Source organism: Alteromonas sp. 5E99-2 (assembly GCF_017368475.1).
In the GTDB taxonomy this organism is placed as follows: domain Bacteria; phylum Pseudomonadota; class Gammaproteobacteria; order Enterobacterales; family Alteromonadaceae; genus Alteromonas_F.
In genome coordinates, this window is sequence record NZ_JAFNJE010000024.1 from 1 (window position 1) to 4,336 (window position 4,336).

Annotated in this window: 8 protein-coding genes; all 8 read right to left on the reverse strand. The window is 38.8% G+C overall.

What is annotated here, in order from left to right; all coding sequences use genetic code 11:
* Positions 1-266: 266 nt before the first annotated feature.
* The 8 genes from J3L16_RS15515 to J3L16_RS15550 all read right to left on the reverse strand — a co-directional run bounded on the left by J3L16_RS15515 (position 267) and on the right by J3L16_RS15550 (position 4,187).
* Positions 267-755, reverse strand: coding sequence for a hypothetical protein (locus J3L16_RS15515; RefSeq protein ID WP_207613975.1), 489 nt, complete (start codon positions 753-755; stop codon positions 267-269).
* Between the two features lie 112 nt (positions 756-867).
* The gene (locus tag J3L16_RS15520; RefSeq protein ID WP_207613976.1) at positions 868-1,302 is read right to left on the reverse strand and encodes a DUF4304 domain-containing protein; all 435 of its coding nucleotides are present in this window, start codon (positions 1,300-1,302) and stop codon (positions 868-870) included.
* 125 nt (positions 1,303-1,427) lie between these two features.
* Positions 1,428-1,895: a hypothetical protein gene (locus J3L16_RS15525; protein ID WP_207613977.1), complete on the reverse strand. Its 468-nt coding sequence runs from the start codon at positions 1,893-1,895 to the stop codon at positions 1,428-1,430.
* Between the two features lie 45 nt (positions 1,896-1,940).
* Positions 1,941-2,432 (reverse strand): hypothetical protein, encoded by a 492-nt coding sequence (locus J3L16_RS15530; RefSeq protein ID WP_207613978.1) that lies wholly within the window; start codon positions 2,430-2,432, stop codon positions 1,941-1,943.
* An 81-nt stretch (positions 2,433-2,513) separates the two neighbouring features.
* Positions 2,514-2,891 carry a hypothetical protein gene (locus tag J3L16_RS15535; RefSeq protein WP_207613979.1) on the reverse strand — a complete coding sequence of 126 codons (378 nt, stop codon included), beginning with the start codon at positions 2,889-2,891 and terminating at the stop codon, positions 2,514-2,516.
* 17 nt (positions 2,892-2,908) lie between these two features.
* Entirely contained in the window at positions 2,909-3,325 is a 417-nt protein-coding gene (locus J3L16_RS15540; RefSeq protein WP_207613980.1) for a hypothetical protein, read from the reverse strand.
* 120 nt (positions 3,326-3,445) lie between these two features.
* Complete coding sequence (locus J3L16_RS15545) at positions 3,446-3,856, reverse strand: hypothetical protein (protein WP_207613981.1); 411 nt, start codon at positions 3,854-3,856, stop codon at positions 3,446-3,448.
* 115 nt (positions 3,857-3,971) lie between these two features.
* Complete coding sequence (locus J3L16_RS15550) at positions 3,972-4,187, reverse strand: hypothetical protein (RefSeq protein ID WP_207613982.1); 216 nt, start codon at positions 4,185-4,187, stop codon at positions 3,972-3,974.
* Positions 4,188-4,336 lie beyond the last annotated feature (149 nt).

A 4,336-nucleotide genomic window follows, 5' to 3' on the forward strand; every position in this document is an offset into this window, starting at 1 on the left:
ATGAATTTATTTTGACTGGATAAATCAGGTTTGTAGTTGGCCATCTCGTTCAACTCGTAACGGATAATAACTATTAGATCACAGGCCAGATGACGGTTCAAGCTCAATTATTAAACAATTAGCGTAAAGCTAAAAAAGGACAGGGAAACGTCCTTTTTTGATAAATTCTACAGCCTCAACGCCCTGTTAACAGGCAAAAAGTAGTTGGTTAAAATTAGCGACGAAGGAGCAAAACCAACTATTTTTTGTCCTTGTTTAACAGCTTGTTATAAGCCGCTTGCTACTGCCTTTTTTACAAAAGTTAACCACTTGTCATCATTGCTTTTAATGATTTCATTTGAATGAGCATTTCCCCACGACTCTCGGAAAACTAGATAAACCTCTCCTAGTTCATAAGTGAAAACAATATTACAAATACCACCTTTTGAAATTGGAGATCTTCTTACCAATTGCTCGCTTGACCAAAAAGCAGGCTCACTATGACGATTAAAATCAGTACTGATATGTTTAACCGATTTAGATAATCTAGAACGTCGCCAAAAGAACTCTTTTTCACTTTCACCTTTTATGCTTTCTAAAACCTCAAACACTACAACTTTATCAGTAACTTTGATCGTTTTAGCTAACACAATTGTTTCTGTACTTTTAATCAGCACCTTGTGATTCATACTATAACCAGGTGGTGGGGCTGAACAAGCTACAGCATTAAGGCTAACGAAGAAAACTAAAAGAGATACTACCGCTAAACTTTTCATAGGCTCATAACGCCTTTGTAACAGGCATTTTTTGTGTAGTGTAGTTTTGCGGTAAAGTGGCGTAGCCACCGCAGAACGAAACGTAGCAATAAATGTCCTGTTGACAAACTTGTTAGGCATTCTGCATTCTCGACTGCATTACTGGTACCGCGTACTCCATAATTGCATGAACTACTTGCTCCGCCAGCTCATTTTCGTTGGTACGGTTATCAAACTCCCACCAATGATCTAACTTCGAAGGCATTAGCATTCCTATACGTTCGGACCAGCCCAATTGCCACTTAGTGTTAGGCGATGGTTTTTTTGGAAAGTAGCTATATTTCTCACGAGCCTCATCCCACTGCTGTTTTGAAACAACGTATATGTTGATGGTAAATTTTAGTCCTTGTGCGTCGCTATACATCGACTTCTGCAAACCGATAAGAGCCCAGTAGTCACCGGATTTAAGTGAATACTCTTGGCCAGAACCTTTGAGGCCATTTTTTCTCAAGGCTGGCGCGACAGTACCTTTAAGTAACTCTTTAAACTTCTCTTGTACTGTGCTCATCGTGATGCCTAACGTCTAAATAAGGGGCGCAAATACGTGGGGCATAATAGCGAAGCGCCCCGCGTGTTTGTGTCCCAGTGTGCGCTAAGCGCATACGACTTTATTTTCTTGTTATACACGTTGTTCTACCTACCATTATACCTTTTTGAACGCTTTTCTATCTGCTGTTTGGCTACAGCAAAAGAAGAATGTTGCCCATGAAGAACAGGCTGGGCATATTTTCGTAATAACACGGCTAACAATTTAAGCTGCTCCAGCTGGTCTAATTTACACTTTTTCCTAACATGAAAAGAGTTACAGCCAAAAACAATGTCGTGGAGGTCATAATTTTCGAAGTTCACTAAATTAGTACCGATGGCTACTCTAGAGTTAAAGCCCCAATTAATACCTTCTACACGTATACAGGTTGACGAATTTTCGTAATTGACTTCGAATTCAGTGTTACCTGCTTCTAAAAAACTATAATCGTCAATTAAAAACGCAAACTCTTGCCTTGCTACCGTCAAAAAATCTGCTTTTATGTGATATTCCTTAAAAGTGTATAACGCTAAGCTAAGGGGCAAAAGCACAATGCGAAAATGGCGAAGCCGCATTGTGTTTTTGTCCCAGTGACCGAAGGGAACGACTTAAGCGCCTTGTTATGCACCGTTACCAAACTCGTATACACCTTGAATTTTTGTTCCATTACTGTCTTCATATTCTGTTTCGTATGCCAAAGGAAAAACAGCTTCATTTTCAATGTTAAATACCTTTCGAAGATTACTTTCTGCTTTTTCCCAGAATTCGGGCAAATTTGGATTAAAAAGTTCTATTACTTCGTTTACAAAAATTCCAATAACAAATGGATTGGGATTGCAAATTACCCCTTCTAAGCTTCTACCAGAAGGCGTTTTAAATACTACATGAATAAATATACGCATTCTATCTGGCAATGAAAGCATGTTGTTTATTGGATAGTAAGGATGAGCTGCATCTTTTTTTGCTATTTTTAGCAGTTTATCAATGTGTCTTTTTTTAACGCCCCAAGAGCTTAACTCTTCAAGTTCTTCATAGTCGTAATATTCTGACCAAACTGGACATTCTTTAAACAGGTCTGGTGTTAAATGCTGAACAATTTTGAAGTCCGTCATTAGCTAGTCCTTTGAGGTGCATAACGCCCCAATAAGCCGACGAAAAGAGCGTAGCGAGTTGAGGTCGGATTAATTGGATTGTTATGTGTATTTTGTAGTGATTCCATTTGTATCAATCCGGCAACTCCACTTTGCATTTTTATTAATAGTTTTATCATTCAATTCTACGATACCATCTGCTGTAAATAACTCACATTCACCATCATCGTACTTGTTATATTCGTAGATATAAACTTTAGCATCTACAGATAGTTGTACCTTTTCTCCATCTGAATCTAATCGTTGATCTGTTTGAGATAGCAGAACCAAGTCAGGCTCCATCAGTTCATTAAAGTCAACGCTTATTCTCGGCCTATCCAATTTCATGCTACACATAACGTCTAAATAAGGGGCGCAAATACGTGGGGCATAATAGCGAAGCGCCCCGCGTGTTTGTGTCCCAGTGTGCGCGAAGCGCATACGTCTTAATTTTTTTGTTAGAAGTCAGCCCCTGATGCATCGAGTGATTTTTTTGCTTTTTTAACAGCATCGATTATTTTTTCCCTTTTAGCCCAGCTTTTTAAATGAGATGGAAAGCGGCTTAGCCAATGATTATTTGGCCCATACCCAGTTCCCCTTAAGTTTGACAGATAGCGTGTGGTTGGTAGATTTTTCTGTTCCATTACTTCTAAAAAGTGTTTTATTTCGTAAGACGAAGCAAACTCAATTTCAAGTCCGTGTACCGTAACAGTTAAAAATGGAAAGCCCTTTATAGGCTTTTTCTTAGGAAATGGAGGTTCAAACTCCTTACACCAAACATAACCATTTATTTGTTCGCCCACCCCTTTGTGTACCCAATAACTGATAGGTGTTTTTCTTCTGTTTCTTAGATACTCAAACTTCCATTTACTCATTTTGACTTCTAACGCTAAGCTAAGGGGCGAAAACGCTGTGCCATAAAATGCGAAGCATGGCGCAGTGTTTTTGTCCCAGAGAACGAAGTGAACGACTTAAGCGCCTTGTTAGGCGCGTGTTTATTTGATGCAGTAGAGCGCATATTCATAGGGTTCTGCTAGCATTAGGTAATTCCCACAATTTGAAAATGAAGCGGAAAACCAATCGCCAGATAGTATTCCAAATCTTATATTTCCTGTTTCGCCATTTATTATATAGTTTACGTCTACATAATCCTTGGTCGGTTCAAAGGTGTAAGAAATTGAATTTTCATTTATTGATATTAGGGGTTTTTCCTCGTAAAGGCTTAATTTCAAAGGTAATGATTCAAGCATTTCAAATGGGTCATTATCCAATACTCTAACCGAAACATTGGGGCTAATTGTCACCTCATGGACTTCATCATGGTCACAGACATAATAAACGCCCTTTATTGGTAAAGACACCCCGATAATTCTTTCCGACGTGTATGGGAGTTTGATTTTTTTCATGAAGCGCCTAACTTTTCAATAACGGGCGCAGGCGCGTGGGGCATAATGGCGAAGCCGCCCCGCGTGTATGCGTCCCAGCGAACGAAGTGAGTGTGTTAATTGACTTGTTATGTGTTTAACCAACCTGTGTTAAAACAACATCATCCCATGTAACAAATACACCGTTTTTAACATTTACAGGAATCCCACAAGCAGTTTCATAACTTTTAGTACCATCATGCCTAATAGCTGGTTCATTTAGCCCTCGACTAGTAATCTCTTCTACTTTTTCTAATATTTCGTATGTTTCTCCTTGATGGTCACGAAACGTACCCAAGTTATTAATTTTCATTTTTAATCCTCAATTCTAAAAAATAGTAAATATATGAAACATGATGCGAATTAACACATAACGAATAAGTTAAGCGGCGCACTTATGGTGTTAGAAAAAAGCTCCGCTGTTGTATGCGTCCGCTTTAACGCTTTGTTATACGATTGCGA